The organism is Sphingomonas glacialis, assembly GCF_014653575.1.
In the GTDB taxonomy this organism is placed as follows: Bacteria; Pseudomonadota; Alphaproteobacteria; order Sphingomonadales; family Sphingomonadaceae; genus Sphingomonas; species Sphingomonas glacialis.
Genome location: NZ_BNAQ01000004.1, coordinates 101,871 through 126,924, shown reverse-complemented (window position 1 = coordinate 126,924; position 25,054 = coordinate 101,871). Strand labels below are relative to the sequence as shown.

22 protein-coding genes are annotated in these 25,054 nt (G+C 66.8%); 11 read left to right on the top strand and 11 right to left on the bottom strand.

The genetic code is table 11. From position 1 onward, the window contains the following. Window positions 1–37: 37 nt before the first annotated feature. Complete coding sequence (locus tag IE187_RS13950) at window positions 38–2,506, bottom strand: TonB-dependent receptor domain-containing protein (RefSeq protein WP_189676751.1); 2,469 nt, start codon at window positions 2,504–2,506, stop codon at window positions 38–40. A gap of 152 nt (window positions 2,507–2,658) precedes the next feature. On the opposite strand from IE187_RS13950, the gene IE187_RS13945 reads away from it, so the two are divergent. Next, the gene (locus tag IE187_RS13945) at window positions 2,659–3,984 is read left to right on the top strand and encodes an MFS transporter (RefSeq protein WP_189676750.1); all 1,326 of its coding nucleotides are present in this window, start codon (window positions 2,659–2,661) and stop codon (window positions 3,982–3,984) included. Here IE187_RS13945 and IE187_RS13940 read toward each other — a convergent pair whose 3' ends face one another. After that, window positions 3,985–4,992, bottom strand: a complete 1,008-nt coding sequence (locus IE187_RS13940; RefSeq protein ID WP_133187057.1) for a LacI family DNA-binding transcriptional regulator — start codon at window positions 4,990–4,992, stop codon at window positions 3,985–3,987. A 244-nt stretch (window positions 4,993–5,236) separates the two neighbouring features. Here IE187_RS13940 and IE187_RS13935 point away from each other — a divergent pair, with 244 nt between their 5' ends. After that, window positions 5,237–5,506: a hypothetical protein gene (locus IE187_RS13935; RefSeq protein WP_133187055.1), complete on the top strand. Its 270-nt coding sequence runs from the start codon at window positions 5,237–5,239 to the stop codon at window positions 5,504–5,506. Window positions 5,507–5,765: 259 nt separating this feature from the next. Continuing rightward, on the top strand, window positions 5,766–6,593 hold the full coding sequence (locus IE187_RS13930; RefSeq protein ID WP_308435280.1) for a ferredoxin--NADP reductase: 828 nt from the start codon (window positions 5,766–5,768) through the stop codon (window positions 6,591–6,593). A 472-nt stretch (window positions 6,594–7,065) separates the two neighbouring features. On the opposite strand, the gene IE187_RS13925 is transcribed toward IE187_RS13930, so the two are convergent. The 4 genes from IE187_RS13925 to IE187_RS13910 form a co-directional block, all read right to left on the bottom strand. Continuing rightward, window positions 7,066–7,476, bottom strand: a complete 411-nt coding sequence (locus IE187_RS13925; protein WP_189676749.1) for a hypothetical protein — start codon at window positions 7,474–7,476, stop codon at window positions 7,066–7,068. A 19-nt stretch (window positions 7,477–7,495) separates the two neighbouring features. Next, window positions 7,496–8,995: an MFS transporter gene (locus IE187_RS13920; RefSeq protein WP_189676748.1), complete on the bottom strand. Its 1,500-nt coding sequence runs from the start codon at window positions 8,993–8,995 to the stop codon at window positions 7,496–7,498. 542 nt (window positions 8,996–9,537) lie between these two features. Continuing rightward, entirely contained in the window at window positions 9,538–9,879 is a 342-nt protein-coding gene (locus IE187_RS13915) for a hypothetical protein (protein ID WP_189676747.1), read from the bottom strand. A 17-nt stretch (window positions 9,880–9,896) separates the two neighbouring features. Further along, on the bottom strand, window positions 9,897–10,652 hold the full coding sequence (locus IE187_RS13910; protein ID WP_189676746.1) for a competence/damage-inducible protein A: 756 nt from the start codon (window positions 10,650–10,652) through the stop codon (window positions 9,897–9,899). A 66-nt stretch (window positions 10,653–10,718) separates the two neighbouring features. Between IE187_RS13910 and map the strand changes: the two genes are divergently transcribed. Next, complete coding sequence (map, locus tag IE187_RS13905) at window positions 10,719–11,543, top strand: type I methionyl aminopeptidase (RefSeq protein ID WP_133187041.1); 825 nt, start codon at window positions 10,719–10,721, stop codon at window positions 11,541–11,543. Window positions 11,544–11,553: 10 nt separating this feature from the next. Here map and IE187_RS13900 read toward each other — a convergent pair whose 3' ends face one another. Further along, window positions 11,554–11,991, bottom strand: coding sequence for a TA system VapC family ribonuclease toxin (locus IE187_RS13900; protein WP_189676745.1), 438 nt, complete (start codon window positions 11,989–11,991; stop codon window positions 11,554–11,556). Then, window positions 11,988–12,227: a CopG family transcriptional regulator gene (locus IE187_RS13895; RefSeq protein WP_133187037.1), complete on the bottom strand. Its 240-nt coding sequence runs from the start codon at window positions 12,225–12,227 to the stop codon at window positions 11,988–11,990. The genes IE187_RS13900 and IE187_RS13895 overlap by 4 nt, the downstream gene beginning before the upstream one ends. Window positions 12,228–12,424: 197 nt before the next feature. Between IE187_RS13895 and IE187_RS13890 the strand changes: the two genes are divergently transcribed. The 4 genes from IE187_RS13890 to IE187_RS21670 all read left to right on the top strand — a co-directional run bounded on the left by IE187_RS13890 (window position 12,425) and on the right by IE187_RS21670 (window position 16,475). Continuing rightward, on the top strand, window positions 12,425–12,763 hold the full coding sequence (locus IE187_RS13890; RefSeq protein ID WP_010183375.1) for a P-II family nitrogen regulator: 339 nt from the start codon (window positions 12,425–12,427) through the stop codon (window positions 12,761–12,763). 96 nt (window positions 12,764–12,859) lie between these two features. After that, the gene (gene glnA / locus IE187_RS13885; RefSeq protein ID WP_133187035.1) at window positions 12,860–14,281 is read left to right on the top strand and encodes a type I glutamate--ammonia ligase; all 1,422 of its coding nucleotides are present in this window, start codon (window positions 12,860–12,862) and stop codon (window positions 14,279–14,281) included. Between the two features lie 213 nt (window positions 14,282–14,494). Further along, window positions 14,495–15,949, top strand: a complete 1,455-nt coding sequence (locus tag IE187_RS13880; protein ID WP_189676744.1) for a S41 family peptidase — start codon at window positions 14,495–14,497, stop codon at window positions 15,947–15,949. A gap of 16 nt (window positions 15,950–15,965) precedes the next feature. Further along, complete coding sequence (locus tag IE187_RS21670) at window positions 15,966–16,475, top strand: flavodoxin family protein (protein ID WP_308435289.1); 510 nt, start codon at window positions 15,966–15,968, stop codon at window positions 16,473–16,475. 24 nt (window positions 16,476–16,499) lie between these two features. On the opposite strand, the gene IE187_RS13870 is transcribed toward IE187_RS21670, so the two are convergent. Further along, a complete protein-coding gene (locus tag IE187_RS13870; RefSeq protein ID WP_165954437.1) occupies window positions 16,500–17,087 on the bottom strand; it encodes a pseudouridine synthase in 588 nt (195 codons plus the stop codon). Window positions 17,088–17,157: 70 nt separating this feature from the next. On the opposite strand from IE187_RS13870, the gene IE187_RS13865 reads away from it, so the two are divergent. Continuing rightward, window positions 17,158–17,607 (top strand): hypothetical protein, encoded by a 450-nt coding sequence (locus IE187_RS13865; protein WP_133187029.1) that lies wholly within the window; start codon window positions 17,158–17,160, stop codon window positions 17,605–17,607. Here IE187_RS13865 and IE187_RS13860 read toward each other — a convergent pair whose 3' ends face one another. After that, window positions 17,608–18,582: a quinone oxidoreductase family protein gene (locus IE187_RS13860; RefSeq protein ID WP_189676743.1), complete on the bottom strand. Its 975-nt coding sequence runs from the start codon at window positions 18,580–18,582 to the stop codon at window positions 17,608–17,610. A gap of 114 nt (window positions 18,583–18,696) precedes the next feature. Between IE187_RS13860 and IE187_RS13855 the strand changes: the two genes are divergently transcribed. Both IE187_RS13855 and IE187_RS13850 read left to right on the top strand, forming a co-directional pair. Next, window positions 18,697–20,121 carry an aldehyde dehydrogenase family protein gene (locus IE187_RS13855; RefSeq protein ID WP_189676742.1) on the top strand — a complete coding sequence of 475 codons (1,425 nt, stop codon included), beginning with the start codon at window positions 18,697–18,699 and terminating at the stop codon, window positions 20,119–20,121. Between the two features lie 5 nt (window positions 20,122–20,126). Next, window positions 20,127–20,978, top strand: a complete 852-nt coding sequence (locus tag IE187_RS13850; RefSeq protein WP_189676741.1) for an ATP-grasp domain-containing protein — start codon at window positions 20,127–20,129, stop codon at window positions 20,976–20,978. Here IE187_RS13850 and IE187_RS13845 read toward each other — a convergent pair. Beyond that, the gene (locus tag IE187_RS13845; protein WP_229839436.1) at window positions 20,972–25,027 is read right to left on the bottom strand and encodes a translocation/assembly module TamB domain-containing protein; all 4,056 of its coding nucleotides are present in this window, start codon (window positions 25,025–25,027) and stop codon (window positions 20,972–20,974) included. The two genes, IE187_RS13850 and IE187_RS13845, sit on opposite strands and share 7 nt — an antisense overlap. Window positions 25,028–25,054: the final 27 nt, after the last annotated feature.

Below are 25,054 nucleotides of genomic sequence, written 5' to 3'. Positions count from 1 at the left end.
CGCCCCGGGCGCATGTCGCGCGCCCGGGGCGGTCGGTTCAGAAGTCGAGCTTGACCGCAGCCGAGATCGTACGGCCGTTGATCGAACGTGCCCGGACGATCCCGTTCGCGGGGATCGCGGCTTCTTCGGCCTCGGTGAAGCCCTTGGTGTTGAACACATTGTTGGCGTTGATCGAGACCTGCACGCGCGCGATCGGACGCACGCTGAGGAACGCGTTGACTTGCGTGAAGCCCGGCAGCTTCAGCTGGTTGGTGTCCTGCGCATAGCTCGACGTCGTCCCGATCGCGCTCGCGCCGAGCGTGAACAGCTCGGTCGTGTATTGCGGGGTGATCTTGTAGACGAACTCGGCCTGGCGGCGCGGACGGTTGCCGATGACCGCGGGCGTCACGTTGTCGCTGATGATCTTCGCCTTGGTGAAGGTCCCGTTCGCCGCGAGGCTGAACCCGCCGACGCGATAATTGCCCTCGAGCTCGAGGCCATAGGCGCGGTAGGTACGGTCGAAGAACTTCTGGCTGGTCGCTTCGAAATTCTGCTCGGCGGTCTTGGCCCAGAACGCCGTGCCGTACAGGTTCAACCCGCCATTGCTGTACTTCACCCCAGCTTCGGCCTGGCGGACGAAGTCGACCGGCCGTGCGCCTGGTTGGAGCAGACCCGAGGTCGGGCTGACGTTGTTCGAATTGAACAAGAAGCGATCCGCATTGGCGCGGCCGCCGCGGCTGTAGCGCGCGAAGATCGAGAGATCGCTCGCCAGCCGGTAGTTCGCGCCGAACGAATAGGACGCATAGTGGAAGTTGTAGTTGACCGGCTGCGGACGGTTGACCGGGATCACCGTGGTCTGCGTCTCGGGATAGGAAATCGTCCCGTTGCCGTCGACGTCGAAGCTCGTCGTCGGGCCATCGCCGAGGACGAAGCCGCGTGCGCTGCCGCTGTCGTAGCGAATGCTCGCATCGACGTTCAAGCCGCCACCGGTATAGCCCATCGAGGCGAACGGCGCGTTGGTGTCGTAATCGACATTGTAGCTGCGGCGGCAGCAATTGCCGAAGTACGATGCGCCATAGGCGACGAGGCCGTTGTCGGTGCGCGATGCGCCCGCCGCCGTGCGGACGTTGAGCAGCGCGGCGTTATCGCCCTTCGCGTCGAGCAGGTACGACGACCAGGTCCAGTCGACATTGATCGTCTGGCGCGACTTGTAGAAGCCGGCCGAGAAATCGATCGTCCCATCACCCGTGTTGAAGCGACGATTGACGCGCAGATCGTTGGTGATGTTGTTGAGGCTGTTGAGCTTGGTGTTGAACAGCACCACGCCGATCGCGTTCGACGTTGTCGGGTTGGCATAGAGCTGGCCGGCATTCGGGCCATTGGCATAGCTCACGATCGCCCCTGGGCCACCGATCGCGTTGGCGAGGTTCTGCGCCGTGTCGACGGTTGCCGGGAACGGCGAGATGAAGCGCCCCGAAATGTCCGAATAGCGGAACTTGTCGCTGACCTTCCAGCCGTCGGCGATTTCGAACTCGGTTTCGAACCCGATCGCCTTGACCACCGGATGCATGCCATCGCGAATGTCGTCGACCTCGCGATTGTTGGCACCGTCGAGCGTCACCGCACGCGTGAAATAGATGCTGTGGATCGTGTCATTGTTGGCGCTGAGACCGGGCAGCGAGCTATATTTCGGGTCGCTGTTGGTGCCGCTCACGCGGACCGGGCTCGGCAGATAGGCGATCGCGCGGTCGTCGAGATATTTGACGTTGAGGCGGAAGAAGCCGCGATCGAAGGTCTTGGTGATGTTGCCGCGGATCTGCCCGCCCTTGTTGCCGTCATAGCCGGCGCGACGCGGGCCTTCACCAACGCGGTAGAAGCCGCCGACGTTGAAGCGCAGCGTGTCGCTCAGCTTGCCGCCGTAATCGGCATCGAGGCGATATTCGCCGTAATCGAGCCCGACGGTGCCCTGGATCGAGCCGCCCTCCTGCTCGCCGGTCTTGGAGATGAGGTTGATGACGCCGCCGGGCGAGTTCGACGCGAAGGTCGAGGCCGAACCGCCGCGAACCGCCTCGACGCGCGCGACGTTGAAGTCGGTGCGCAGGAAGATGTCGGTGTTGGCAAAGGCGATGTCGCCATATTCGAGGATCGGCAGGCCGTCTTCCTGCAGCTGCAGGAACTTGGCGCCGCCCGATGCGACGGGCAGGCCGCGCACGGCGATGTTGGCATTGCCCTCGCCGCCCGACGATTCCGAGCGGATGCCCGGCAGGCTGCGGAACAGTTCGGCGGCGGAGCGCGGTGCGGCGTTGGCGATCGCGTCGGCATTGAGCGAGCTGACCGAGACCGAGCTGTTGAGGCGATTCTGCCCGCGCGCCACGGCGGTGACGATGATGTCGTCCTTGTTCGACGCTTCGGCGTCGCTCTGGACGGGGGCCGGTGCATCAGCCGCTGGCGCCGCCTGCTGCGCGAATGCCGGGGTGCCGATCATCATTGCGGTGGTGGCGAGAAAAAGGGTGCGCCCTTTCAACATATCACTCTCCTGAAACGGTAAGGCCGTTTATTCGGCTCGCAACGGCCCTAAACTTTTCGCGCAAACGATTGCAAGCGGAAATTGCAAACGATTGCGCGAACGGCTACAGCGCGTTGCAGGGCGGCAACAGTCCGCCCACGGGGAGAGAGAATGTGACGAGAGGATCGGTCGGCAAGGTGCATTTGTCGTTCGCGCGCATCCTGCAGATGAACCTCGGGTTCCTCGGGCTGCAATTCAGCTTCGGCCTGCAACAAAGCAATATGGGGCCGATCTACAGCTATCTCGGCGCCGACGAGGGCAGCATGCCGCTGCTGTGGCTGGCGGGCCCGATGACCGGGCTCATCATCCAGCCGCTGATCGGATCGATGAGCGACCGCACCCGCACCCGGCTCGGGCGCCGCACCCCGTATTTCCTGATCGGCGCGATCCTGTGCAGCCTGTCGCTGTTCGCGATGCCGTACAGCCGGACGCTGTGGATGGCGGCGAGCCTGTTATGGGTGCTCGACGCGGCCAACAACGTGACGATGGAGCCGTACCGCGCCTATGTCAGCGACCGGCTCGTCGAGCAGCAGCGCCCGCTCGGCTTCCTGACGCAGAGCGCCTTCACCGGGCTCGCACAGACGCTGTCGTATCTCGCGCCCTCGTTGCTGGTGTGGTGGGGGATCAACAAGGATGCGCTCGACAGCAACGGCATTCCCGAAATCACGCGAATCAGCTTCCTGATCGGGGCGATCCTGTCGATCACGACGATCCTGTGGTCGGTATGGCGCGTCCCCGAATTGCCGCTGACGCCGGAGGAGGACGCCGCGATCACCGCCGATCCGCTGTCGGTCCGCTCGACGATCACCGGGCTGGTCGACGCGATCCGCGACATGCCGCCGACGATGCGCCAGCTTGCGGTGGCGATGCTGTTCCAGTGGTTCGGGATGTTCTGCTACTGGCAATATATCGTGCTCGCGCTTGCCCGCGGGGTGTTCCACACCAGCGACCCGGCGAGCGTCGGCTTCCGCGATGCGGGGCTGCTCAACGGGCAGCTCGGCGCGTTCTACAATTTCGTCGCGTGCGTCTCGGCCTTTGCGATGGTGCCGTTCGCGCGGCGCTTCGGCGCCAAGCCGATCCATGCGGTCGCGATGGTGGCATCGGGCGCGGCCATGCTGACGATCGCGTCGACCGGGTCGATCCCGCTGCTGATCGTCGCGATGGTCGGCATCGGCATCGGCTGGGGCAGCTTGATGGGCAACCCCTATCTGATGCTCGCCAACGCGATCCCGCCCGAGCGGACCGGGGTCTATATGGGCATCTTCAACATGTTCATCGTCATCCCGATGATGGTCGAGATCCTGTTCGTGTGGCTCGCCTACCGCCCGCTGCTCGGCGGCGATCCGCGCCACGTGCTCATGCTGGGCGGCGCGATGATGCTTGCAGCCGCCGTGGCGACGTGGCGGATCCGCACGCCGGCCCGCCCCGCGGGCGCCTGATCAGGCCGAGCCGCGCAGGATCAGTTCGGGCGCCATCGTCACCGACTCGACGTCGGCGCCCTCGATCCGGCGGAACAGCAGATCGACGAGCACCCCCGCCCCGCGCGCGACATCCTGCCGCACCGTGGTGAGCGGCGGCGTCGTGTGCATCGCGATCACGACGTCGTCATAGCCGACCACGCTGACGTCCTGCGGCACGCGCTTGCCGTGCGCCGCGAGTGCCCGCAGCGCGCTCATCGCGATGACGTCCGACGCGGCGACGATGCCGTCGGGCGACGAATGCCCCGCGAGATAGGCTTCGATCGCGGCGTACGACGCCTCGCTCGTCAAATGCATCGGCAGCAGCGTCGCCTGCCCGCTCCCCGACGCGGCGAGCGCTTGCTGGAACCCGACATAGCGCGCGGCGAATTCGGGCACTTCGATATTGCCGAAGAACGCCAGCCGCCGGCGCCCTTGCGCGAGCAAATGCTCGGCGGCGAGTCGCCCGCCCGCGACATTGTCGGTCCCGACGGTGGTCTGCGTCTTGTCGGGCACGTCCGCGCCCCACACGACAATCGGGCGGTAGCGCGCGGCGACGCGCTCGATCGCGTCGATCTGGTTCGACTGGCCGACGACGACGACGCCGTCGACGCGCCCGGCATCGACGATCGCGTCGAGCCAGCGATCGTTCGCCGGGATCACCCGCGACAGCAGCAAATCGTGCCCGCGATCGGCGATCGCGTCTGCCAGCGGCCCGAGCAAGCTCATGAAGAACGGATCCGACAGATGCTGCTCGGCTTCGTGGCCGAGCGGCAGCACCACGCCGATCGCCCCCGTTCGCCCGAGGCGGAGGTTGCGCGCGGCCTGGTTGACCTTGAAGCCATGCTCGCTCGCCAAGCCGACGATCCGATCGCGCGTCGCCTTGGCGATCACGGGGTTCCCCGCGAGCGATCGCGAAACCGTGGCGACGGAAACGCCCGCCAGTTCGGCAAGTTCGGCCAGGGTCGTCACGGTCGTGGTCACAGGCATCCCCGACCTTTGCCGTGTCCGGCGCGAATCGCCAACCGCTAACGCGACCCCCCGGCGCGTTGCGCACGGCTGCACGCCGAACGCGATCGAATTTTCACGGAATATCCGCCGCTATGCGGTATCTTGCGCCTGCGCGTGCACCGCGATTTGCGGTCGCGCGGGCGCGTGCGGGGGAACATACCGGGGCCTCCCGACGCTGTACGTCTCGAGCCTGCGGGCATTCCTAGCGAAAAGGCGAACGATCATGGTTGAAGCGACCTGGGGCAAAGACACCAAGACGCCCCCCATCGAATGGCGGATGAGCGCGTCGCTCGAAGACGTGCCGCGCGGCGCGGAGGACGTGGCCGAAGTCACCAGCCTCGAAGGCGCGGTGCGCGCGTGGCGCGCGCTCGACCCCGCGCACCAATCCGCAGCGACCCTGACGCTCGAGCGCGCGATCCAGCTCGACGGCGTGTCGCTGACCACCTTTACCGGGAACAGCATCGCCGCCCTGGTCGAGAAGCTGCCCGACTGACCCGCCCGCGCGATCGCGATAAAGTTACACGTTGAATTATGCCGCCCGACCGGAGTAACGGGTGCGCGATTATGTCGATCGCCCGGGCGCCGTGCTGTATGCGGCCCCATGTCGTGCTGGTCGGGCCCGCAACGGCACCGACTCGCGCGGTCAGGCGTTCATTCTGCAGGAAGAGGTGCGATGGGCAGCCGCGCCAAGATCGGGAGCATACCCGGTGGCATGGCGTGGCGGCGAACTTGCATTGAAGGACGATCTATCGATGAGTGATGTGGTGACGAGCATGCCCAGTAGCGAACCAACCTCGCTCGAACCGACTTCGGCGCTGAGCGTCGAGACCGTGCTCAGCGTGCGGATGTGGAACGAGCATCTGTTCAGCTTCACGATCACGCGCCCCGCGAGCTTCCGCTTCCGCTCGGGCGAGTTCGTGATGCTCGGCCTGGCCGGCGAGCAGCGCCCGCTGCTGCGCGCTTACTCGATCGCCAGCCCGGCCTATGCCGAGGAATTGGAATTCCTCTCGATCCGCGTGCCCGATGGCCCGCTCACTTCGCGCCTGTCGCAGATCCAGCCGGGCGATCAGGTCTATCTCGGCCGCAAGCCGACCGGCACGCTCGTCGCCGACGCGCTGCTGCCGGGCAAGCGGCTGTTCATGCTGTCGACCGGCACCGGCCTCGCGCCGTTCCTCAGCGTCGCGCGCGATCCCGAGATTTACGATCGCTTCGACCAGATCCAGATCGTCCACAGCGTCCGCCGCGTGACCGACCTCGCCTATCGCGAGCCGCTCGAGGCGAAGCTGGCGGACGATCCGCTGGTCGACGAGCAGGCGGCGACGCAATTCTCCTACGTGCCGACCGTGACGCGCGAGCCGTTCCACACCAGCGGGCGGATCGACAAGCTGATCGACGACGGCACGCTGTTCGCCGACATGCCCGGCGAGAAGCATCTCGACCCGGAGACCGACCGGATCATGCTGTGCGGCAGCATGGCGATGATCAAGGACCTCGCCGCCAAGCTCGAGACGATGGGCTTCGTCGAGGGCTCGAACTCGCAGCCCGGCCAATATGTGATCGAGCGCGCGTTCGTCGGCTGACGGGCAACTAATCCCCGACATTTTGTAGACCCGTCACCCTCGCGAAAGCGAGGGTCCCGCTTCTGCTTGAGACTGCGGGCCAGGCAGCGCGATCCCCGCTTTCGCGGGGATGACGGATGGGTTGGTCCCCGCCGTGTGGTCTCGTTCACGCGCCGCTTCGCCCAACGCAGGACTCTTCGTCTCGTGGAAGACTCGAACTCGCACCCCTCACACTACGTCTTCGAGAGCGCCTTTGCGGGCTGAAGCGAACTACGAGCCTAGGTCACTCGTTCCCATGAGGGCGGCCAAAACCCCGAAGTCTGAAGGTCCGCACTTCAGGATTTGGCGGAGTGCGGCCCACACCTACGACCGTCGCCCCGGCGGAGGCCGGGGCCTCCCCATTTGCCTCCGGCCGCCCGCCAAGCCATCGAAAGTCCGCGGCCTCCGCCGGGGCGACTGGAGTGGCTATGTCCGCCTCTAGTGGTGAGCTGACCTAATAATGATCTGTCCGGGAGCGCTCTTTGCGACCGATCCGATATCCACGCTTGGCCTGCTGTAGCGCAATGGCTTCGCCTAACGGTCGGTCCGCGCCCTTTTTCCATCCCCCAGCACGATGCACATCGTTGCGAGCCGAACTCTCTGCCAAATCGAGTGCCAATTCGTCGCCTTCAACGGCAATCGCAATCGCTTGATCGTTTTTGTGACGGTTACGCCGGTTCTCTAACCTTTTGCGCAACGGTATTGCTTTGCGCGCACCCTTCTGACCGCTCGCAAAATAGGATTGCCGCCGATCCTTCTTAAGGCTCAGCGTCTTTTTTTCTTGCGGGGTGCGATTTCTGTTTGTCACGAGCTCAGAATGCATCTGAAACACAAAAACCGCAACTAGGCGAAACCCGCCATCCACCCTCACGCCCCACCCCCCCTCACCCCCGATGCCCGCTCATCCCCGCCCCCGCATCGGCAGCAAACCGCGCGTTCCAGATCGTCGCGCTCGCCGAGACCGCGGTCACCACCCAAAACGCCAGCGTGAAATCCCCCAGCCGCGGCAGCGTATGCCCGCCCCCCAGCATCCCGACATGCAGCGATGCAGCCCCGACGCAGATCCCGAGCGACAGCATCAATTGCTGGAAGGTCGCGTAGAAGCTCGTCGCCGAGCTCATCCGGTCGCTCGGGATCTCGTCATAGGCGATCGTGTTGTACGCCGAGAATTGGAACGACATGAAGAAGCCCGACACCATCAGCACCCCGAAGATCAGCGGCACCGGCCAATCAGGCCGGAACAACCCGCACACCGCATAGCCCGCGCTCGCGCCGAGCCCGCCGATGATCAGACTCCGCCGGAACCCCCACCGCCGCAGGATGCGCGGCGCGAGCCCCTTCATCGCGAGCGACCCGATCGCCCCCGCGACGGTAATCGCCCCGCTCGCCGCCGCAGTCATGCCGAAGCCCAATTGCAGCATCATCGGCAACAGGAAGGGCTGCGCGCCTTGGGTGATGCGCGTCAGCGATCCGCCGATCAGCGACAGGCGGAAGGTCGGCACGCGCATCAGCGACAGGTCGAGGATCGGATCGGCGCGGTGCCGCGCATGGCGGATGTAGAGCGCGCCCGCGACACAGCCGATCCCGACCAGGCCGAGCGCGAGCGGCAGTTCGCCCGTCCGACTCGTCATCTCGAACCCGAACAGCAGGCAGCCGAGCGCCACGCCCGACAGCACGAACCCCCACGGGTCCGCCCGCACCGGCGTCTCGGCGCGCACCTCGCCGATATAGCGCGTCACCAGGAACACGCCGAGCAGCCCGATCGGCAAATTGAGATAGAAGATCCAGCGCCAGTCGAGATAGGTGACGATCGCACCCCCGACCGGGGGTCCCAAGATCGGCCCGATCAGCGCGGGCATGATCAGCCACGACATCGCCGAGACCATGTCCTCCTTGGCGACGCTGCGCAGCAGGACGAGCCGCCCGATCGGGATCATCATCGCGCCCCCCAGCCCCTGCAGGAAGCGCGCGCCCATGATGAACGGCAGGCTCGGCGCGACCCCGCACAAGGCCGATCCCGCGACGAAGATCAGGATCGCCGCGCGGAACACGGTGCGCGACCCGAAACGATCCGCCAGCCGCCCGCTCGCCGGGATGAAGATCGCGAGCGCGAGCAAATAGGAGGTCAGCGCCGAGCTCATATTGGTCGCGGGAACGTGGAAATCGCGCGCCATCGTCGGCAGTGCGGTGGCGAGGATCGTCGCGTCCATCTGCTCCATGAACAGCGCGCAGGCGATGATCAGCGCGACCAGCCGGTAATTCTTGGGCGTATGATCGACCGCGTTGTCCTCGCGCGCGACCTGCGCGATGTCGCCTGCGGCGGGCAAAATGCCGTCGCGGATTTCGCTGTTGATCGAGGCGAGGCCCCGGCGGCGCACTCTCATGGGATGTCCGAAGGTTTTGGATCAGCACCGCCGCGGGGTGGCTGAACCGGATGGATGGGCGCTCCAATGCCAGCGCTTGATCGGCTGATCGGGTGATTGGCGGAAGCGGCTATGTGGGCTTCGCTGCGCGTTGCTGCAACGGCGATGTGAGGCGGGACAAGGCCCGCTCCGCCATTCGAACGCCCGTCATACCGGACTTGATCCGGTATCGATGCGAGCCGCCTGCCTTCGCGCGCCCTACTCGGCACCCTCGCCCCCACCCCGTCACCCTCGCGAAAGCGAGGGTCGCGCTTCTTCTTCCCGGCCCGGCCCAGACTGCGGGATCCCCGCCTTTGCGGGGATGACGGAGGGATGGGGAGAGCCGCGGACGGTACCGATCCCCACCACGCGCTTGCCCTTGGTCCGGCTGGTCAGATGAAACTGCCGGCACCGATCGCACCGATAGCTCCGCAACACGAGCCGCGACGCCGCGATCGCCTCCACCGCCGCCGCCTCGTCCGCAAACCGTCGCTTGCGCTGGCAGACGCTGAGCTTGGTGCGCGTCAGCGCGGCTTCTTCGGCTGCGGCACGCCGCTCACCCAGAAGATCCCACCGGGCTGGAGCGTGATGACATATTGCCCCTTGTCGTCGCACTCGGCGATCCACACCGCCTTGCCCTCGATCGGCGCGTGCTTCTCCATCCGCACGATCTTCTGGCAGGTATAGCCGCCGTCCCGAATCGCGCGGAACATCGTCGTTTGCTGGAGCGACGGCGAGAGGGCGTCGATCTTGGCCTCCATCGGATCATGCGTCGCGACGGCCGCGGGCGCGCTGCTGCCCGTCGGGCTGCCATCGCACGCCGCCAAGCTCACCGCGAGCAGTGCCGCGAGATAGATGCGCTTCATCGGTTCGCTCCCAACTTTCAAATCCCGCCGGCGACGACGCTGCGGCCGGTCGCCTCCAACGCCTGCGTCAGATCGGCGATGCAGCGATCGGCGAGTGCCGCATCGGTCGCGCGCACGACGAAGTTGGCGCCGGTGCGCCCGTCGCGAAAGAAGGGGTAACTGCCGATCGCGACGCCTTCATGGCTCTTCTCGGCCTGGCGCAACACGTCGGCGACCTCGCTCTCGGCAACCCAGCAGCCGATCGTGCGCGACAGCACCGGCAGCCCGCCCTCGAGCGTACCGGTCAACGCATCGAGCATCCCGGCGGTGATGTGCGGTACCCCCGCCATGATGAAGATATTGCCGATGCGTATCCCCGGCGCGCCCGACATGCGGTTCTCGATCAAATCGGCGCCCTCGGGCACGCGCGCCATCCGCTTGCGCGTCTCGGTCAGCCCGCCGCGGCTCGCGTAATACGCGTCGAGCACAGCGACGGCCTGCGGATGGAACACCACCGGCACGCCGAGCGCCTCGGCGATCGCATCGACGGTGATGTCGTCATGCGTCGGCCCGATCCCGCCGGTCGTGAACAGATAATCGTTGCGTTCCCGCAAGATATTGACCGCCTCGACGATCGCCTCGGGCTTGTCCGCGACGATCCGCACCTCGGCGAGGCGGATCCCCTGGACGTTAAGCCAGGTCGCGATCTGCGCGACATTCTTGTCCTGCGTTCGGCCCGACAGGATTTCGTCGCCGATCACCGCGAGCGCGGCCGTCCAGATGCGTGTGGTCATGCCAACAGCCATAGCCCCGCCACCGCCCCCTCGCAAAGCGAAAGCGATTTCGCTATATCGTCGGGCATGACCGATTATGTAACCGTAACCGCCGACGCCCCCACCGGCCGCACCGGCGCGATCAAGCTCTATGGCCGCGATGCGTTCGACGGAATGCACGCCGCGGGCAAGCTCGCCGCCGAAACGCTCGACATGATCGTGCCGCACATGGTGCCCGGCACCTCGACCGCCGAGATCGACGACATGGTCCGCCGCTTCATCGTCGAGCGCGGCGGGATTCCCGCGACGCTCGGCTATCGCGGCTATACGCATTCGAGCTGCATCTCGCTCAACCATGTCGTGTGCCACGGCATCCCGAGCGAGAAGACGCTGAAAAGCGGCGACATCGTCAATGTCGACGTAACGCCGATCCTCGGCGGCTGGCACGGCGACAGCAGCCGGATGTATCTGATCGGCGACGTGCCGATCAAGGCGAAGCGGCTCGTCGAGGTGACCTACGAATGCCTGATGCTCGGCATCGAGCAGGCGAAACCCGGCAACCATCTCGGCGACATCGGCCACGCGATCCAGCGCCATGCCGAGAAGCACCGCTACGGCATCGTCCGCGATTTCTGCGGGCATGGCCTGGGGCAGCTGTTCCACGACGCGCCCGAGGTCGTCCATGTCGGCAAGCCCGGCACCGGGCCCGAGTTGAAGCCCGGCATGATCTTCACGATCGAGCCGATGATCAACACCGGCCGCGCCGACGTGAAGCTGCTCGACGACGGCTGGACCGCCGTCACGCGCGATCGCTCGCTCTCGGCGCAGTTCGAACATTCGATCGGCATTACCGAAACCGGCTGCGAGATCTTCACGCTCAGCCCCGGCGGGTTCGACAAGCCACCCTATTGAGGGGGCCGCCCTATTGGGTAGCTATGACGTGGAGCGAGGCCTTGCCCCCCGGCACGGCCTGCACCGCGACCCGACTGTCCAGCGTTGCGAGCTTCCCATGTCGGCTCGCAGCCAAGGCAAGGAGATAGGTGTCGGTCAGCTGCGCCGAGGTGAAAAGCTTCGCACCGATGACGTGCCGCTCGTCCAGCATGGAAATAGCATCCGGCCAGAACACATGGCCGGGTAGCGCACACAGACTCGCCAGCACCGGCACGACCGCCGCAGGCGAGCCCGGCGTATTCGCGTAGCGCGGATGACCGACGATCCGCAGCACGCCGTTTTCGGTCAGCGGACACGTTGCCCATGCGGCATGCCCGGTCTCCGAAAACCAGCGATGCGCCACGTCGTGGTTGACGTGGCGGCGGTCGATCAGCGCGATCAGGACATTGACGTCCAGCAGATAGGTCATTCGAGCTCGTCGCGGAGCGAATTGACCATCTCCATCGTGATGACCGCGTCGGGATTGTTCACCGGCAGCAAGACAAATCCGTTGCGCATCGTCTGCGACGATCCGTCCGAGCCCTCGGAGCGCAACGACCGCCGCGCTAAATCCGACACGACCTCCCCGATGCTCCGCCGCTGCTGCCGCGCGAGATCGCGCGCAACCAAGAGGACGTCATCATCGATAGCCAGGGTCGTGCGCATTCCGCTTCATACGCCGCCGCGCATCACGCATCAAGCATCGCGCATCGGGTGCTGTAAAAACCGGCAGCCCGGCGTCCCATGTACAGGCTTTGGGCAGCGACGAGCCGTTTACGAGGACTCCCCCCAGCATTTCCGCCCCTCGCGCGGCTGGCACGGTTGTTGTAAGGTCACCCGGCATAGCGGGAGGCGGAGCAAGCGTGAAAAAGATCGAGGCGATCATCAAGCCGTTCAAGCTCGATGAAGTGAAGGAAGCGCTTCACGAAGTCGGCGTCAGCGGCATCACCGTGACCGAGGCCAAGGGCTTCGGCCGCCAGAAGGGCCATACCGAACTCTACCGCGGCGCCGAATATGTCGTCGACTTCCTCCCCAAGGTGAAGCTCGAGGTCGTCGTCGAGGACGCGATGGCCGACCGCGTGGTCGAGGCGATCGCCGCCGCCGCCCAGACCGGCCGCATCGGCGACGGCAAGATTTTCGTCATTCCCGTCGAAACCGCGTTGCGAATCCGCACCGGCGAGCGCAACGAGGACGCGATTTGACGCAACGCAACATTCCGTGACAGCGTAAGCATCCGGGCGACACACGATTCCCGAACCACTCGGGCAGACTATTCGAAAACGAAAGGCGTGGGGACTATGGCTAAGGCAGCGAATACGGCCAGCGACGTACTGAAGATGATCAAGGAGCAGGAGATTGAGTGGATCGATCTGCGCTTCACCGACCCCAAGGGCAAATGGCAGCATCTGACGATGGTCGCCGGCGTCGTCGGCGAAGACGAGCTGACCGACGGCTTCATGTTCGACGGTTCCTCGATCGAGGGCTGGAAGGCGATCAATGAGTCCGACATGATCCTCATGCCCGATCTCGACGCGATCTGGACCGACCCCTTCTCGGCCACCCCGATGCTGATCCTCGTCTGCGACATCGTCGAGCCCTCGACCGGCGAGCTTTACGCGCGCGATCCGCGCTCGACCGCCAAGCGCGCCGAGGCGTATCTCAAGACCACCGGCATCGGCGACACGATCTTCATCGGCCCCGAGGCCGAGTTCTTCATGTTCGACAACGTCCAGTTCGAGAACAGCTATTCGACGAGCTATTACAAGATCGACGATATCGAGCTGCCGACCAACACCGGCACCAGCTATGACGGCGGCAATCTCGGCCACCGTCCGCGCGCCAAGGGCGGCTATTTCCCGGTCGCGCCGGTCGACAGCGCGGTCGACATCCGCGGCGAGATGGTCTCGACCATGCTCGAAATGGGCCTCCCCTGCGACAAGCATCACCACGAAGTCGCGGCTGCCCAGCACGAGCTCGGCCTGACCTTCGGCACGATGACCGTCACTGCGGACCGCATGCAGATCTACAAATACGTCTGCCACAACGTCGCGCAGGCGTATGGCAAGACCGTCACCTTCATGCCCAAGCCGATCAAGGAAGATAACGGCTCGGGGATGCACACGCATCTGTCGATCTGGGACAAAGGCAACCCGCTGTTCGCCGGCAACGGCTATGCGGGTCTCTCGGACATGTGCCTGTACTTCATCGGCGGCATCATCAAGCATGCCAAGGCGGTCAACGCCTTCACCAACCCGACGACCAACAGCTACAAGCGCCTGGTCCCGGGCTATGAAGCGCCGGTGCTGCTCGCTTACTCGGCGCGCAACCGCTCGGCGTCGTGCCGCATCCCGTACGGCACGGGCCCCAAGGCGAAGCGCGTCGAAGTGCGCTTCCCCGACGCGATGGCCAATCCGTACCTGTGCTACGCCGCGCTGTTCATGGCGGGCCTCGACGGCATCCAGAACCGCATCCACCCGGGTGAGGCGATGGACAAGAACCTCTACGACCTTCCGCCCGAAGAGCTCGCCGAGGTTCCGACCGTCTGCGGTTCGCTCCGCGAGGCGCTCGATTGCCTGGCCGCCGATCACGACTTCCTGCTGAAGGGCGACGTGTTCTCGAAGGACCAGATCGAATCGTATATCGAGCTGAAGATGGAAGACGTGAAGCGTTGGGAAATGACGCCGAGCCCGGTCGAGTTCGATATGTACTACAGCTACTGAGGCCGCCGCGCCGGCGGCCGGTGGGGACAAGGCGAAGCCGAAGTCCCCACAGGAGCTGTCGGCCGGCCTCGCCATAGCGAGGACCGACGACGTGGCTTTGCCACGGCGGGGATTATGGAGGGGGCGTCCGGAGCGATCCGGGCGCCCTTTTTGCAATCGACACCGCATCACTGCGCTGCCACATTCCCGCGACACTTGCTTCGGGAGCCTGCGTTGAATCGCCGCCAAATGCTTGCCGCGCTCGGCGCGACCACGCTGCATCCCGTCATTGCTCGCGCCACCGATGGCGGACCGCCAACCGCCGCCAACCGGCGTGGCGACATCGCGATCTTGCGACAGGCGCTCGCGCTGCATCCCGGCCTCTACCGCTACAACAGTCCGCGCCAGATTGCGGATCGGCTCGACCGCCTCGAGATTGATTTCGTCGCGGCGCAATCGCTGGAGGCGCAATATCTGCTGCTGGCGCACTTCCTGGCGACGATCCGGTGCGGGCACAGCTACGCCAATTTCTTTAATCAGAAAGAGGCGGTAGCGAGCGCGCTGTTCGACCGTCCGACGCGTCTCCCATTCCAGTTCCGCTGGATCGGCACGGACATGATCGTGCTGCGCGAGCCGACCGGGGTTTTGCCGCCGGGCACGACTATTCGACGAATCAACGGTGTGCCGGCCCAAGCGATACTCCGGCAATTGATGCCGTATGTCCGCGCGGACGGTCATAACGATGCGAAGCGCATCTCGCTCCTCGAGGTCCGCGGCGACGAGCGACTCGAGACCTTCGACGTGTTCCACGGCCTGCTGTTCGGGGAGCCGACCGGCGGGCTCCATCAGGTCGATGTTCGCACGCCCGATGGTGGCGAAAAGACGGTGGCGCTGCCCGCGACTGGCATTGCCGCGCGCCGCGCGATGATGGCGCTGCGCGCAACCGACAAGACCGCAGCGCTATGGAATTGGCAGATGCGGCCTGACAGCGTGGCGGTGCTGACGATGCCGAGCTGGGGCGTGTACGACAGCAAGTGGGATTGGCGCGGCTGGCTCGATGCGCGCCTTGCCAGCCTGGGAGGTGCAAAGGGCCTGGTGATCGACCTGCGCGACAACGAAGGCGGCGAGGACTGCGGCGACAGCATCCTGGCGCGTTTGGCGACGAGCGATCTGCAGAGGATCGATTACGCCCAGAAATTGCGGTTTCGCCGCACGCCGCCCGAGATCGACCGCTATCTCGATACGTGGGACAGCAGTTTCAGGACACTCGGCGTCGGCGGGGCCGACTTGCCCGGAGGATTCATCGCGCGGCCGGGTGAGAGCGCGAGCAGTCGTATCGCCGCCGTCGCGCCACGCTTGACGCTGCCCGTCGCCGCGTTGATCGGACCGGTCAACAGTTCGGCCACGTTCCAGTTTGCCGCAACCGCCAAGGCGAGCGGGCTCGTCCGGTTGTTCGGCAGCACGACCGGTGGCAACCAGCGCGGGATCAACGGCGGATGCTTCTTCTTCGTGCGATTGCCCGCCTGCGGGCTGGAGTTCGACTTGCCACTCGTCGGCACCTTCCCGCGCACACCGCAGCCCGATGCTGGGCTGGCCCCGCACGTCGCCGTCGCCGCGAGCGCCGCCGATATTGCTGCGGGGCGCGATCCCGTGCTTGCAACAGCGATCGACTGGGCAGTGCGCGCCTGAGCCCACGGAATAAGCGATTTCATGCGTTCGCCATGTTGCGGCCCCGAAGCGGCGTGATCCAACCCCGCAACTAGCGCGACCAACACCGACCTGTTCGATATCCTCACCACGACGCGCCTTCGCTGGGGAAAAACCCCCCCGCCCCGCGTTCCTCCCCCAACCCCCGGGAGACCCGCACATCCCGATCAAAGCCATCGCCCTCAACTGCACGCTCAAGGCCGACGCCAGCGAGGCCTCCTCGACCGACGTGATGATCGGCCTGCTCAAGGACGCCTTCGCCGAACGCGACGTGACGCTCACCGAGACGATCCGCATCGCCGCGCACGACGTCAAGCCCGGCGTCAGCTCGGACGAAGGCGATGGCGACGCCTGGCCCGCGATCCGCAGCAAAATCCTCGCCGCCGACATCCTCGTCTTCGGCGGTCCCGTCTGGATGGGCCAGCTCGGCAGCGTGGCCAAGCGCGTGCTCGAGCGGATGGACGCGCATCTCGCCGGCCTACTCAAGGCGACGCCCTATCCGGGCTGAGCGGCCGCGGCGTTAGCCCCCGATTCAGCCGGGGTATGGCAGGTCGCGCCATTCCCCCGGCGCGAGCCCGTCGAGCGACCAGTCGCCGATCCGCCAGCGCACCAGCCGCAGCGTCGGATGGCCGATCGCCGCGGTCATCCGGCGGACCTGGCGGTTGCGGCCCTCGGCGATCGTCAGCTCGATCCAGCAATCGGGCACGCTCTTGCGGAAGCGCACCGGCGGGTCGCGTGGCCACAAGGCGGGCGGGTCGATCCGCCGGGCCTCGGCGGGGCGCGTCATCCCGTCGGTGAGTTGCACGCCGCGGCGCAAATGGTCGAGCGCGGCGGCATCGGGTTCGCCCTCGATCTGGACGAGATAGGTCTTGGGCAGCTTGAAGCGCGGGTCGGCGATCCGCGCCTGCAACCGCCCGTCGTCGGTCAGCAGCAGCAGCCCCTCGCTGTCGCGGTCGAGTCGCCCCGCGGGGTAAACATGCGGGACGGCGACGAACTCGGACAAGGTGCGCCGCGCGGCCGAAATATTTGCGTCGGTGAATTGCGACAGGACGTCATACGGTTTGTTGAGCGCGATCAAGCGCGTACCGACCGCGACCGGCTTGCGGTCGGGGCGAGCCACGGGTCGCGGCGACGATCGCGCCCGCGCGCCGGTGGCAAATTTTTCAGACTTTCGCGGCACGATTGGCCTTATGAGGATCTACCCCCCGCTTGACCAGTTCCATCGGCTGCACGCCGACGTGCTGACGCTGCTCGATCGGGCAAAGCCGTATTTGAGCGGTCGCGAGGCCGGGGCCTGCGTTGTGCTCACGCCGTTCCGCACCGAACTGACCGCAGCGCTGCACGCGCTCGACGCCTATACCCAGCGCGCGCTGTTCAGCCCGATCCTGAGCGCGGGCGGGCCCGACGTCGCGACGGTGTGGACGCTCAAGGCCGAATATATCAAGCTCGGCTTCGATTATCAGGACTATCAGCGCAAATGGGCCGGCGTCGACATCGACGCGCACTGGGCAGAATATCGCCTCGCCGGGCTGGCGATGATGCGCCACATGCGCGAGCGGGTCGGCGCGCTCAACCAGGCGATCAGCGCGCTGTGCGAGCGACACTTCGATGCCGCGCGCGAACCCGCCACGGTCGACTGATCACACCGTCAGCACGCTCGCCCCGCGCGTCTCGCCCGCCTCGAGCGCGCGATGCGCCGCCGCCGCATCCTCGAGCGCGAAGGTCTGGCCGATCTCGGGCGTGATCGCGCCGCTGCGCAGCATCGCGAACAGCCGCTCGGTGCCCGCAAGCCGTTCCTCGCGGGTCGCATAGTAACTGAACAGCGTCGGCCGCGTGACGAACAGCGAGCCCTTGGCCGCAAGCACGCCGAGTTCCACCCCCGTCACCTTGCCGCCGGCATTGCCATAGCTGACGATCAGCCCGCGCGGCGCGGCGCTCGCCAGCGACGACTCCCAGGTTGCCATCCCGACCCCGTCGAGGATGATCGGGACGCCCTTCCCGTCGGTGATCTCGCGTACGCGCGCTGCGATGTCCTCGTGCTTGTGGAAGATGACATGGTCCGCACCCGCGGCCTTGGCTTGCGCGGCTTTCGCCTCGCTTCCGGCAGTCCCGATCACGGTCGCGCCGACCGCTTTCAGCCAGCCGACGAGCAGATGCCCGACGCCGCCGGCTGCCGCATGGACGAGCACGGTCTGCCCCGCCGCGACCTTGGCGCAGCGCTCGACCAGGAATTCGGTGGTGCAGCCCTTGAGGAGCAGCGCGGCGGCCGTCCGGTCGTCGACATCGTCGGGCAAGCGCAACAGGCTGGCAGCGGTCACGTTGCGCGCCGTCGCATAGGCGCCGAGCGCGGGGCCGAAGGTGCCGACCCGGTCGCCGGGCGCGAAGTCGGTGACGCCCTCGCCCACTGCCTCGACCACGCCCGCCGCTTCGGACCCGAGCGCGCTCGGCAGCGTGGCGGGATAGACGCCGGTACGATAATAGACGTCGATGTAGTTGAGGCCAACCACGGTGTTGCGCATCCGCACTTCGCCCGGGCCCGGATCGGGCAGATCGACATTCACCCACTCGATCACGTCGGGGCCACCAATTTGCTCGAATCTTGCGGCACGTGCCATGCGTCGTCTCCTCGCGGGAACAGCTCAACCGACGATCTGCGTTTCGGGTTGCAACCGATCTCGCAGCGCGCCATCTACCCCTCCTAGCAGAAACCAGAAACGTGGAGAGCGGCGATGAAGAGCTATCTCAAACAGTATATCAACGGTGCCTGGGTCGAGAGCCAGGGCGGCACGCGGCACGACGTGATCGACCCCGCGACCGAACAGCCCTGCACCGAGATCACGCTCGGCACCGCCGCCGACGTCGACGCCGCGGTCGCTGCCGCACGCACCGCGTTCGACAGCTATTCGCAGACGACCGTCGCCGAGCGCGCGGCGCTGCTCGAGCGGATCATCGAGGAGTACAAGAAGCGCATCCCCGACCTCGCCTTCGCGGTGAGCAGCGAGATGGGCGCACCGATCGGCTTTGCGACCGCGGCGCAGGTTCCCGCCGGGCTCGGGCATTTCATCTCGACGCTGAAGGCGCTCAACAGCTTCGAGTTCGAGCAGAAGCTCGGCCGCGCCAAGGTGGTGCACGAGCCGCTCGGCGTCGTCGCGATGATCACGCCGTGGAACTGGCCGCTCAACCAGGTGACCGCCAAGGTCGCGCCGGCACTGGCGGCGGGCGACACGATGATCCTCAAGCCCTCGGAGGAATCGCCCGGCTGCGCGGTGATCCTCGCCGAGATCCTCGACGCGGCGGGTGTCCCACCCGGCGTGTTCAACCTCGTCAACGGCGATGGCAAGGGCGTCGGTTCGGCGCTGTCGGCGCATCCCGATGTCGATATGGTGAGCTTCACCGGTTCGACCCGCGCGGGCATCGCGATCGCGCAGTCGGCCGCGGCGACGGTCAAGCGCGTCCATCAGGAGCTTGGCGGCAAGGCGGCCAATCTCGTGCTCGAAGGCGCAGATCTCGCCGCGGTGCTGCCGCCGACCGTCCAGGGCGTGCTCGCCAATTCGGGGCAGAGCTGCATCGCCCCGACGCGGCTGCTTGTCCACACCAGCCAGGTCGCCGAGGCAACTGGCATCGTCAAGGCGATGATGGAAGGCACCGCAGTCGGCGACCCGTCGGTGATGGGCGCGCATATCGGCCCGGTCGTCAACAAGGCGCAGTACGAGAAGATCCAGGGCCTGATCCAGTCTGCGATCGACGAGGGCGCGACGCTCGTCACCGGCGGCACGGGTCGGCCCGACGGACGCAATTCGGGATATTTCATCAAGCCGACGCTGTTCACCGACGTGACGCCCGAGATGCGCATCGCGCAGGAGGAGGTGTTCGGCCCCGTCGCGACGATGATCGCCTACGACACCGAGGACGAGGCGGTGAAGATCGCCAACGGCACGCCCTACGGCCTGTCGGCAACGATCTCGGGCGATCCCGCCAAGGCCGCCAAGGTCGCGCCGCGGCTGCGCGCCGGGCTCGTCACGATCAACTCGTGGAGCCCCGACGGCAACGCGCCGTTCGGTGGCTACAAGCAATCGGGCAACGGTCGCGAGAACGGCAAGTTCGGGCTGACCGACTTCATGGAAGTGAAGACGGTGATCGGCGAACCGGCCTGACGCGCATGACACGCCGCATCGACGTGCTGATGCCGGTGAGCGGCAGTCCGTACGATGCGGCGGCGGCGGCGGCGCTCGCGCCATACCGTGCGGCGTTTGCCGCTGCGGGCATGGCGCTGGCACCGCGGCCGTGGGATTTGGGCCCCGGCGATGGCGATGCGGCGCTCGCGCTGTTCGCCTGGGGCTATCATTTCGACGTGACGCGCTGGGACGCAGTGCTGGCGGCGTGGCCCGACGAGCGGCCGCTGTTCAATCCGCCGGGCCTGCTCGCCTGGAACACGCGCAAGACGTATCTGCTCGCGCTCGAGGCGGCGGGGATCGCAATTGTCCCCAGCCGCTTCGGCCGCGCGGACGAGGCGAGCGTCATCGCCGCGTTCGACGCGTTCGGGTGCGACGCGTTGGTGGTGAAACCGCAAATCTCGGCAGGGAGCCACGAGACCGTCCGCGTGAAGCGCGGTGATCGCGTCGCCCCGCTCGACGCCGCGATCATCCAGCCCTTCCTCCCCGCGATCGCCGAGGAAGGCGAACTCTCGCTCTTCGCGATCGACGGCATCTTCAGCCACGCTGCGCGGAAAGTCGCGAGCGGGGGCGACTTTCGGATCCAGCCGCAATTCGGCGGTCGCTTCAGCCGCTACGCGCCCGATGCCGAGGCGCGCGGCGTGTTCGACGCGGTGCTCGCGGCGCTACCCGCGCGGCCGCTCTACGCGCGCGTCGATCTGCTGCGCAGTGCTAACGGCAAGCTCGCGTTGATGGAGGTCGAGGCGATCGAACCCGATCTCTATCCCGACATCGCGCCCGAAGTGCCGGCCCTGCTCGCAGCCGCGCTTGCCCGCCGGATCGGGGCGCGCGCTCAATAATCCTTCGACACGCGCACGTTCGCGGTCTGCCGGCCAAGCGTCGAGACCGTCGACAGCAGCGACAGCCACCGCGTCACCTGGAACTCGACTCGCGTCGCCGAATAGCCCGCGCCGTCGGTGACGATCTCGGCATAGAAGCGCCGCGTGATGTATTTGCCCGCGGCGACCGAGGTCTTCTGTCCGGTCGTAGGGTCCGCGGAGACGATCCGCAGCCGGTCGAGCCCGGCGACGCGGCGCACCGCGTTGATCGGGTCGAGCCCACCCTTGCCGTTCTGCAACGCTGCCACTGCCGAGGCCAATTGCAGCGCCTCCGGTGCCGACAGATTGGTGATCGACGTGCCGAACAGCAGCCGCGAGAGCAATTCGTCCTGCGGTAGCGCAGGCACGCTCGAGAAGGTGATCTCGGGCTTGAGCGCGGGCCCCGTCACGTTGATCGACGCGGTCAGCCCGGTCGTGTTGGCATTGGCGACGATGTCGAGTGCGGGGTTGGCAGGCACTTCGCCCGCAAACAGGATTTTGCCGCGATCGAGCGCGAAGGTCCGCCCGGCAAAGTCGTAATTGCCGCGCACCAGATCGGCGCGCCCGGTGATCGCCGGATTGTCGGGCGCGCCACCAATCTGCAGATCGGCCGACCATTCGCTGCGCAAGCCAAGCCCGGTGACGAGCACCTGGTTCGGCGCGCGCGCGCGGATCGCGAGCGTCCACGGCATGCGCGGCGCATCGTCGTCCTGGCCGCCATCGGGCAGATTGATCTCGCGGATGTTGAGCTGCGGCAAGGCGGTCGCCGCGCTTGCCTGGCCGAGCCGATAGCGGCTCTTGTCGAGCCGGAGATTGCCCGAGATCGTACCCCCCGCGCCGTCCGACTGGAAGCGCAGCGGCCCGGTAACGGTCGCGCCGATATCGTCGCGCGCTATCATCACGGCGTGGTCGGCCTCGACTTGAAGATCGAGCCCGAGCCCGTTCTTCGCCGCAAAATCGAACACGCCGGTGCCCGTGACATGCCCGCCCTTCCCCGCATCGGCGGCGAAGCGATCGAGCGTGAGGCGCGATCCGCCGAAGCGGCCCGTCGTCTGGACGTTGGTCAGCACGGTGCCCGTCGTCGTGCTTTCGATCTTCGCGCCCTTGGCCTGGACGACGCCCTTGATCTGCGGATTGGCGACCGTCCCGCCGACATCGGCACCGATCGCCACCGGCCCGGTCAAGTCGAACAGTTCGATCCCCGTAAGCCGCCAGACGGTGTCGGCGGGCCCGTCATAGCGCAACTGCGCGAACAGACCGGCATTCTGCACGCGCTGCGCGAGGTCGTCGCCACCGGGCAGGGTCAGCAGCATCTGCGCGCGGCCGACCGACTTGCCCCCCGTCTCCGCAACCGCGCGTGCCGCGATCCGATCGCGCGACAACAGCCCCGAAATCCCGACATCGACCGGACGCGACGAGACGATCAATCCCGAGCGCGTCAGCCCGCGCACCGTCATGTCGATCTTGCCCGTCGGCGCCGCGCCACCGCCTTGCGTGTACGACAGGCTGCCCGAGGCGTTGCCGCCGAGCCCGAGCCCGGGATAGCCGATATCGAGGATCGACAGCGGCATCCGCGCGACCGTCGCGGCAAGCTCGCTCGAGGCCCGCGTAAAGCGTCCCGAGACCTTGGCATTGCCGCCCGAAAAGGTCAGATCGGTCGACGCGAGCCGCCAGCCGTCGCCGTCGCGCGTCACGACCGCGGGGGTGACGAGCGTCAGCGGGCGACGGTCGAGCGTTCCTTGCGCCGAGACGACATAGCGATCGGGCGCGACTTGCGTGACCGACTGGATATCGAACGCGCGCCCCTGCGACCCGGCGATCGACGCGGTGATCGTCCCCGTCCCGCCGCGCAGCTTCGCTCGCGCGGCGAATCGCCCAATCACTAGCGACCGCCGCCGCAACCCCGCCCCCGTCAGATTGGCGTCGATCGACGTGCCGGCCGGATCGAGCAACGCCACCAGATCGAGATGCCCACGCCGCAGCACGAAGGCATTGGCGAGTTTCGCCGCGGTCGCATCGAGATGCGCCTCGATCTGCTGGTTGCCGCCGACCGGACGGAACAGCATAGCGCCCGCGAGCCCCCCACCGGCGACGTCGAGCTTGCCGTCGAACCCGCCGGGGACGATTCGCAGCGGTCCGCTGGCGTGCGTCCCGCTCACCGCGAGATCGGCGATCGCGATCGTCCCGTCGCCGCCCTTTGGCAGCAGGATCGCGCCGTTGCCGCTGAACGGCCCCAGCCGCGAATCGCCGCGCGCGGTAAACGCGAATCCCGCATCGGTCGGGTCGAGATGCGCGACGACGTTCGCCAGCCCCATCGTTTCATTGGGCCGCGCGAACATCAGGTCGAGCGTCGGATGGTCGATCTTGCCGTCGAGCTTGAGCGTCAGCGGGCCATAAGTCGTCTGCTGCCCCGCGCCTTCGAAATGGAAGGTGCCGTCGCGCCGCCGAACCCCGTTGCCAGTGATGCGGAGCTGCGGCGCGGTCAGCACGAGGCCGTTGAGGTGGAGCAGCCCGTCGGGCGTGCGCTCGAGCCCGGTGACGATCCGCGGCAACCCGCCGCCGAGCGAGCGAAAAAAGGCGTTTTCGAGCGTGATCATCTGCGCGACACCCTGCCCGACGACGCGCGTCCCGCGCCCGCCGGGCCCCGGGACCACCTTGAGCGTCGTCTGCACGTCGACCACGCCGAGGCCCGGGATGCGATAGCGCCCGAGCCCGCCGTTGAGGCCGATGTCATAGCGACCGTCGCGCAGATCGAGCAGCAGGTTGATCCGCCCGTTGAGCTGGTCCGAGGTCAGCTTGAGATCGTCTCCGAGCACGAGCTGCGGCGTCACACGCAGCACGCCGTCGATCGTCAGGTTGCGCAGGATTCCGCCGGCGACATCGCCGACGCCCGTGACGCGCGCCGCGGTCGCGCGGATCGGCACGAGCACGGGTTGCTTCGAGAAATGCCCACGCCCCGCCGCGCGGAAATCCTCGAACCCGGTATCGTCGAACGCGAAACGCTGCGCGGTGAGGCGATAGTCGAACGCCGCCGTCGCGAAGCGGCCGTCGAGGATCGCGCGCAGTTCGATCGCGCGGCCAGTCATGTTGGGGAAAAGCGCGTTCGGGCGCGTCAGCACGGCGTGGATGCGCAGGTTGCGGAACGCGCTTGCGGCCAAGTCGAGCGTGCCGTCGCCCGACACATCGAGCGAGTCCGAGCGCAGCGACAGAGTCCCCTTGAGCTGACGTTCGGCGAGCGTCGCGGCACCGTGGACGAGCACGCGCGGCACCGTCAGTCGCTGGAGCTTGCCGTGCGCCAGCGGCGCCGGGACGAGCACACCCGACACGGCATAGGTGCCCGCGCGATTGGTCAGCGCGAGATCGGCGAGCCGCGTCGTCCCGACGTCCGCCACCATGCTGCCGCGCCACGCCGCCCAGCTTCCCTTGCCGGCGAGGTCGAGCGCGATCGGCTTGCCGAACCCCGAAAGCTTGGCGAGCACCCCGCGCGCGGTCCCGCGCACGCGCGCCATCGCTTCGAGCCGGTTGCGATCGGGCGCGGCGTCGAGATGCAGCCGGATGTCGTCGCTCCCCGCCACCACCGCCGCCAGATCGATCAGCGCGCGGCCGCGATGGACATCGGCGCGCGCGCGCAGTCGTGCGGTCCGCTCGACGCCTGCCAGCGCGGGCGCGACGACCAGCCGGTCGACCGCGAGGCGGCCGAGATGGATATCAAAGCTTGGCAGGATCGGCCCGGTGTTGAGGGTTGGCCGCGTCTGCGGCAGCCGTGCGAGCGACGCCGAGGCCATCCGCAGGCTGGTGATGTCGAGCCGGTTGTCGAGCCAGTGGAGCGGCGACCAATCGAGCTCGGCGCGTGGCGCTGCAAAGAACACTCCGCGCGTATCGCGCACGCGCACGTCGATCAGCGTCGCTCGGCCATAGATCGATCCCTCGATCCGCCCGATGCTGTAGCGCAACCCATTCGACGGCCGCAGGGCACCGATCCGGTCGGTGACGAAGCGATGCCCCATGCCGGTATCGATCAGGCCGAGCATTACGACGACGAGCACGACCAGCGCGGC

What these genes read in the sequence shown, in the direction of transcription:
- IE187_RS13950 (WP_189676751.1), bottom strand. Translation starts at nt 2,506, where the DNA reads ATGTTGAAAGGGCGCACCCTTTTTCTCGCCACCACCGCAATGATGATC.
- IE187_RS13940 (WP_133187057.1), bottom strand. Translation starts at nt 4,992, where the DNA reads ATGCCTGTGACCACGACCGTGACGACCCTGGCCGAACTTGCCGAACTG.
- IE187_RS13935 (WP_133187055.1), top strand. Translation starts at nt 5,237, where the DNA reads ATGGTTGAAGCGACCTGGGGCAAAGACACCAAGACGCCCCCCATCGAA.
- IE187_RS13930 (WP_308435280.1), top strand. Translation starts at nt 5,766, where the DNA reads ATGAGTGATGTGGTGACGAGCATGCCCAGTAGCGAACCAACCTCGCTC.
- IE187_RS13920 (WP_189676748.1), bottom strand. Translation starts at nt 8,995, where the DNA reads ATGAGAGTGCGCCGCCGGGGCCTCGCCTCGATCAACAGCGAAATCCGC.
- IE187_RS13915 (WP_189676747.1), bottom strand. Translation starts at nt 9,879, where the DNA reads ATGAAGCGCATCTATCTCGCGGCACTGCTCGCGGTGAGCTTGGCGGCG.
- IE187_RS13910 (WP_189676746.1), bottom strand. Translation starts at nt 10,652, where the DNA reads ATGACCACACGCATCTGGACGGCCGCGCTCGCGGTGATCGGCGACGAA.
- map (WP_133187041.1), top strand. Translation starts at nt 10,719, where the DNA reads ATGACCGATTATGTAACCGTAACCGCCGACGCCCCCACCGGCCGCACC.
- IE187_RS13900 (WP_189676745.1), bottom strand. Translation starts at nt 11,991, where the DNA reads ATGACCTATCTGCTGGACGTCAATGTCCTGATCGCGCTGATCGACCGC.
- IE187_RS13895 (WP_133187037.1), bottom strand. Translation starts at nt 12,227, where the DNA reads ATGCGCACGACCCTGGCTATCGATGATGACGTCCTCTTGGTTGCGCGC.
- glnA (WP_133187035.1), top strand. Translation starts at nt 12,860, where the DNA reads ATGGCTAAGGCAGCGAATACGGCCAGCGACGTACTGAAGATGATCAAG.
- IE187_RS13865 (WP_133187029.1), top strand. Translation starts at nt 17,158, where the DNA reads ATGAGGATCTACCCCCCGCTTGACCAGTTCCATCGGCTGCACGCCGAC.
- IE187_RS13860 (WP_189676743.1), bottom strand. Translation starts at nt 18,582, where the DNA reads ATGGCACGTGCCGCAAGATTCGAGCAAATTGGTGGCCCCGACGTGATC.
- IE187_RS13855 (WP_189676742.1), top strand. Translation starts at nt 18,697, where the DNA reads ATGAAGAGCTATCTCAAACAGTATATCAACGGTGCCTGGGTCGAGAGC.
- IE187_RS13850 (WP_189676741.1), top strand. Translation starts at nt 20,127, where the DNA reads ATGACACGCCGCATCGACGTGCTGATGCCGGTGAGCGGCAGTCCGTAC.
- IE187_RS13845 (WP_229839436.1), bottom strand. Translation starts at nt 25,027, where the DNA reads ATGCTCGGCCTGATCGATACCGGCATGGGGCATCGCTTCGTCACCGAC.